General features: G+C 55.5%; 6 protein-coding genes. 1 reads left to right on the top strand and 5 read right to left on the bottom strand.

Features of this window, described 5'->3' with window-relative positions; genetic code table 11:
• Nucleotides 1-401 (bottom strand): hypothetical protein (locus RI563_RS06210; RefSeq protein ID WP_310693498.1); only part of this gene is annotated, 401 nt, incomplete at its 3' end.
• A 156-nt stretch (nucleotides 402-557) separates the two neighbouring features.
• On the bottom strand, nucleotides 558-1,466 hold the full coding sequence (locus tag RI563_RS06205) for a cyclic nucleotide-binding domain-containing protein (RefSeq protein ID WP_310693497.1): 909 nt from the start codon (nucleotides 1,464-1,466) through the stop codon (nucleotides 558-560).
• A gap of 209 nt (nucleotides 1,467-1,675) precedes the next feature.
• Between RI563_RS06205 and RI563_RS06200 the strand changes: the two genes are divergently transcribed.
• A complete protein-coding gene (locus RI563_RS06200) occupies nucleotides 1,676-3,115 on the top strand; it encodes a rhomboid family intramembrane serine protease (RefSeq protein ID WP_310693496.1) in 1,440 nt (479 codons plus the stop codon).
• On the opposite strand, the gene RI563_RS06195 is transcribed toward RI563_RS06200, so the two are convergent.
• The 3 genes from RI563_RS06195 to RI563_RS06185 all read right to left on the bottom strand — a co-directional run bounded on the left by RI563_RS06195 (nucleotide 3,100) and on the right by RI563_RS06185 (nucleotide 5,571).
• Nucleotides 3,100-4,536 carry a hypothetical protein gene (locus RI563_RS06195; RefSeq protein WP_310693495.1) on the bottom strand — a complete coding sequence of 479 codons (1,437 nt, stop codon included), beginning with the start codon at nucleotides 4,534-4,536 and terminating at the stop codon, nucleotides 3,100-3,102. The two genes, RI563_RS06200 and RI563_RS06195, sit on opposite strands and share 16 nt — an antisense overlap.
• Nucleotides 4,537-4,886: 350 nt before the next feature.
• Complete coding sequence (locus RI563_RS06190) at nucleotides 4,887-5,096, bottom strand: DUF3565 domain-containing protein (RefSeq protein WP_310693494.1); 210 nt, start codon at nucleotides 5,094-5,096, stop codon at nucleotides 4,887-4,889.
• Complete coding sequence (locus RI563_RS06185) at nucleotides 5,089-5,571, bottom strand: YajQ family cyclic di-GMP-binding protein (RefSeq protein ID WP_310693493.1); 483 nt, start codon at nucleotides 5,569-5,571, stop codon at nucleotides 5,089-5,091. Before RI563_RS06185 ends, RI563_RS06190 begins: the two co-directional genes overlap by 8 nt.
• Nucleotides 5,572-5,656: the final 85 nt, after the last annotated feature.

Below are 5,656 nucleotides of genomic sequence, written 5' to 3'. Positions count from 1 at the left end.
ACGCCCGGCGCATAGTAGAAGAAGGCGCCCAGACCGAAACCGCCCCAGCTCTCGGGCATCATCAGCATGTCGCCGCCAATGCCGATACCGGAAATATCGTAACCACTTGCCTCGCCATAATAGGCCCGGCCGCCGATGGAAACGATCACCGGGAAGTCCAGACTTTCACCGCGCACCTGCAGACCAGCATGCGTCAAAAAATCGTCCTCGCGTACCGCTTCGTCGTGATCGGTAAACAGGAGACCAAACTCGGTTTCCAGACGACCGAATTGCTGCCCGAAGGCCTCGGTGGCATAGGAAAAACGTGCGGCCTCACTGCCCAGATAGGCCTTGATGGCTTCAGCGCTGGCCGTGCTGCTGGCAAGTGCCAGGACGATGATCGGAATGATTCTGCTTGGCATAGTACTCCCCTGAACTGACTTGTTGCTGTCTGGCTAAAATCGTAATATACGGGATATTAACGGGATTCCCCGCGAAATAATAGCATTTTTGCCCTGCTCACACAGTGCCAGACTGCAGCCATAGCGACCAGGCAGGTCAGAAGAAAGGAATGGCGTTCAATCGGATTGATCGATCAGATTCTGGATACGCGCCAGCGCCTCATCCATCGCTTCGTGCGAGTCAACCAGTTGCTCCTGACCGGCCGTTTCGGCATGACGGTTAAACGCGATCATATCCAGTCGGTCACGGATCTCCGGGTTCTCCTGAATAAACTGCAAAAACGGCTGACAATCGACCCGGATGACATCCACCCGGGTAATGGCCGTCACCGTTGCCGCGCGCGGCGCACCGGTCAGTACCGACCACTCACCCAGATAGTCACCGGCGCGTAACAGGGCAAGATTCATGGCTTCGTTGCCCACCTGATGAGTGACCCGCGCCGTACCGTAGATAATGATATACAGCGCATCCCCCGCCTCGCCTTCGCGAACAATGGTTTCGCCGGGGGGAATGCCGACCAGGGAAGAGTGTTCGATCAGGGCACTGAGGCGATCGACCGGGACATAACGAAACAGGGCCACGCGCCGCAGGGCGGTATCGGTAATCCGTTGCTTGTAGCGTTTGATCACCGCGTGGTACAACTCCGGGCGGCCGCTGATTACTCTCTCCAGAACATCGCCGGGGATCTCCAGCAGGACAGCGGGACGGCTGACGCGGACCGCCGAGATCCGGGGCAGACGAAACAGCGCGGAGATCTCGCCAAACAATTCACCGCGCCCCAGACGGGCCAGAACGGCCCCTTCCTGCTCGACCGCATCAAGGACCTCCACTTCGCCGATCACCAGGATATAGACCCGGGTATCCACTTGATCCGGACGACAGAGGTACTCGCCCGGCGCCGCACTGCGCACCACGCCAAAGTCGAGCAGCAATTCCTTTTCCGCCTGGGTCAGCAATTCTCCGAACGCATCCTGACGTTCGATCGCCTGCTCGACGGTTTCACGCAACTGCCCGTTACCCTCCATTTCCCCCTCCTGAGGCACGCCAGCGGCCAGCGCCGCATGCAGGTGATTACAACATTAGCAAAGCTTAATAATCGACCCGGAACTCGCCCGGGAACAGGAAGCCCTTCACAGTTTCCATTTTCAGATGGCAACTGGCAAAATACCCCGATGCAAAATCATGTCAATGCGGCCTACCCCGCCACCGCTCACTAGCCGGACGCCTTTCTCGCATGTTTATTCCACTGGACAGGAAACCGGAATGGCGCAACCCTCCACTGGTTACCCTGCTGCTGATCCTGGTCAACGTGCTCTGTTTTACGCTCTGGCAGGGAGACGATGAACGTCTCGAAGAACAGGCCTACGACTACTATTTAAACTCACAACTGCCGTCCATCGAGTTGCCGCTGTATCGCGAATATCTGGGTCAGCAGGGCTTCGACGCTCAGATCGATCGCCAGGCCGGGGATGAGGTGCTGTTATCCCGCCTGCTCACCGATGGTGAATTTCAGCAACAGTTGAAAAACGGTAACCTGATTACGCCACAACATCCGCAATACGAAACCTGGCAGAAACAACACCGGATTTTCCAGAATCATCTTGAACAGATTGTCACGTACCGCTTCAGTTTCAAGACCGCCGAACCATCCCTGACGACCCTGTTTACTCACATCTTTCTGCATGCCGACTGGGGCCATCTGATCGGCAATATGATTTTCTTGTTTTTGATCGGGTTCAGCGTGGAGATGACGCTGGGACGAAGTGTCTATCTGTTCGCCTATCTGGTCGCCGGATTGAGCTCCGGGCTATTTTACTGGGGGCTGGAGCCCAACAGCCTGATGTGGGGCGTCGGGGCATCGGGCGCCATCTCGGGATTGATGGGCATGTATACCGTGCTGTTCGGCCGGCGCCGGATCCGTTTTTTCTACACCCTGCTGTTTTATTTCGACTTTGTACGGGCACCCGCCATCATCCTGCTGCCCATCTGGCTGGGCTATGAAATGATTACCCAGATCTATTCGCCGAGCAACATCAACAACCTGGCGCATATCGGTGGACTGTTAAGCGGAGCGCTGATCGGCTATCTCGCCCTGCGCCTGGGCAAAGCCGATCTGGACTATCTCGATCGCGAAGAAAAACAACAGGAATATCTGGCACGCTACCAGGAAGGGCTCGATTATGTCGCCCGCATGGAACTGGACAAGGCGCGCCGGATCTTTACCGAACTGTACCAGGACTATCCCGAGCAGATTGAAGTTGTCGAACAGCTGTTCAATATCGCCCGACTCACGCAGGACGAGGCCATTCATGATTACGCAATCCGACTACTGGGCACGGACCACGCCAGAAACATGCCGGTCCGACAGCTGCGGGATACCTTCATCGCCTATGTCGAGCAGGTCCAGCCCAATGTCCGCCTCGGCCCCGATCAATTGATGACGCTGGCATTGCGCTTTGCCGCCGGCGGTTTTCTGGAGGATGCCGAGAAGATCGTCCTGTACCTGACCACCCGCAAAAGTGAGTTTGCCCGCAACCCCGAAGGGCTGATGGCACTGGCCAGTCATTATCAGCGAAACAATAATCGCAACAAGGCCGAAAAGTATCTCAACATGCTGATCGAATGTTACCCCGACAGCCGGGAGGCCAGCCATGCCCGTCAGGCACTGGGCTGACTCGCCCCGGCCATGCGTTCGATAACCTGACGATACGCTTCCACATCCTGCTGCAGGGGATGCCCGGGAAACTTCTTTTTCAGAAAATCGAGTACCTGTAGCGCCTTTTGCTCCTCGCCGAAATACTCGAACATGATCCGGGCGACCAGCAGATAGGCTCCCGGTATTCCTTCATAGGCCGGGAATTCTTTATGCAGGTTGTTCAACAGACTCAGGGCGGCACGGGACTGGCCATTGCTTTTGAGCAGTTCGGCCAGTTCATGGCGCTCCCGCGCGCCACCGGGTTTGATCTTCGGGGCAATATGCGAGGCCTCAAGATAGACGCGCATCGCCTCGGACGGTTTGTTGCTATGTAACAGGCGGGCTACATAATCGGCACTGTGCTGCATCAGCCCGTCACGGTTTTTGGTGGCTATATAAAAGCGGTGCAGTTTTTCCCGGGCGTCGAATTCACCGGGATTTTCTTCAATCGCCTGGATTAGCCGCTGCTCGGCCTCGGCGGTTTTGCCTTCCTGCAACAGAATATCGATATGGCGAAAACGCGGATCTGAAACCGGCATATCGCCCCCTGTTTCTGTTTCCAGGTAGGCCTCTGTTACGGCATGCCCCAGTTGTTCGTGATATTGATAAATCACGTAGCCCATCATGTTGTACATAATCAGAATAAAATACATGCTGATAAAGTTGCTGCTGGCAAACCAGAGACTTTGCGGCAAAACCGTTAACAACAATTCGCTGGCAATCGCACCGCCACTGAGCAGCAACATCAGGAAGAAACACATAATGAAATAGGACGGGCCAATACGCTTGATGGTGACCAGCAGCATCAACGGATTAACGGCCTTGAAGAAACTGTGCTCGACGGCCAGCACCATGATGGCAGCGGGAAAGATCGCCACGGAAAACAGCGCCATCAGAACAAACGGCCCGCCGCCCAGATTCACCAGCACCTGGTAATTGAGCACGCCGAGAAAAATGATCAACAGTAACTGCTTGAACGGCAGCTCCATCTCATCGGTGATCACGCTGCCGGTTATTGGGCGGGGCTTGAGATAACCCTGGGCCGTGTCTTCGAGAATGACAAAGGCGTACTTGTAAAACACCACACTGATCGCCAGCATAAACAACAGCCCCATCAATGAGCCCGAGGCCAGCAACGTGCTCAACACGGTCAGGGCGAGCATAAACAACAACGGAATCGGGTGCGCCGGGAACAGGAAAAAACGGGGAATCCGCTGCCAGAACGGCCGGATCAGATTACCGGCTCCCAGAGAGGTGGTGGGTTGTCCGCACAGGGGACAGGCCGGGGCTTCACCCTCTTTCTCGGGGCTGGCGCAACTCGTACAGAAATCGACCCGACACGGCTGACACTGCCAGCGCGCCGGTGTGGACGGATGATATTTGCAAAAGACTTTTTCCATAAACAACAGCGCAACCCGACGCGCAAAACCGGTAATCCCTGATTGTTATTGTCACCCGGCGCGCAGGGAAAATCGACTCCGGCGCACTCACTGGGAGTGTCGTCCCTGCGCTTCAGGCAGATAAAAAAAACCTTCCCACTCAGTGCTCAACGGGAAGGGTTCAAGCGAAGGATGGCTTGAAAGGGGGCTGTCGCTCGTGACACGAGGCAGTCTGGAAACCGGTCATTTAAAGCTAGCCCCCGGCCGCCGGGCTTTCAAGCCCCCATCCCGAATTTTATCTCTGCCATTTAGTGAGGTTCTTTCAACCTTTTCAAGAGCTTTGTCCGGCAAGTAACTGAATTACTTTTATATCAGGATTTTCTTATATTCTTCTGGCAATCACGGCAGGGAATCACATACCCGATCATACTCTGCCGGCCGGCCTCGCTCACTACCCAGGGACGATTCTGCCAGGGAGGACGATGGCGCACATGCCGACGGTGGCCACAGGAGAGTTCGGCAATCCAGTCGCCCTCTTCATCCTGCACAAAACCGGTAATGCTGACCAGAGACTCAGTCACGGAAATTGGTGAACTGCAGCGGCATCTCCAGGTTGGCCTCCTTGAGCAGCGCCATCGCCGCCTGCAAATCATCGCGCTTTTTGCCGGTAATCCGCACCTGCTCACCCTGTATCTGGGTTTGTACCTTGAGCTTGCTGTCCTTGATCAGTTTGACGATCTTCTTGGCCAGGGCCTGATCAAGGCCTTCTTTCATGGTCACGTCCTGGCGCACCTGCTTGCCGGCATGTTCGACATTGCCCGGTTCCATGCAATCCAGATCCACGCCGCGTTTGCTGAGTTTGTTACGCAGAATATCCATCATCTGCTTGAGCTGAAAATCGGCATCGCCATGCAGGGTCACAGTTTTGTCATTCATTTCAAACTTCGCCCCACTGCCCTTGAAATCAAAGCGGGTCGAGACTTCACGATTGGCCTGATCCACCGCGTTGGTGACCTCGTGCATATCGATTTCGGATACCACGTCAAAACTGGGCATGCCGGCTCCTTGTCGTTTTACTGCAGGATGAAAGACGATTTTATGGAGCTGTTGCTCTCAGGTCTACCCCGGACAAGCAGCCAGC

The organism is Thiohalophilus sp. (genome assembly GCF_031581315.1).
GTDB lineage: Bacteria > Pseudomonadota > Gammaproteobacteria > UBA6429 > Thiohalophilaceae > Thiohalophilus.
Note: the sequence above shows the minus strand (reverse complement) of the source record. Positions and strands in the feature narration are given on the sequence as shown.

What these genes read in the sequence shown, in the direction of transcription:
- RI563_RS06195 (WP_310693495.1), bottom strand. Translation starts at nt 4,536, where the DNA reads ATGGAAAAAGTCTTTTGCAAATATCATCCGTCCACACCGGCGCGCTGG.
- RI563_RS06200 (WP_310693496.1), top strand. Translation starts at nt 1,676, where the DNA reads ATGTTTATTCCACTGGACAGGAAACCGGAATGGCGCAACCCTCCACTG.
- RI563_RS06205 (WP_310693497.1), bottom strand. Translation starts at nt 1,466, where the DNA reads ATGGAGGGTAACGGGCAGTTGCGTGAAACCGTCGAGCAGGCGATCGAA.
- RI563_RS06185 (WP_310693493.1), bottom strand. Translation starts at nt 5,571, where the DNA reads ATGCCCAGTTTTGACGTGGTATCCGAAATCGATATGCACGAGGTCACC.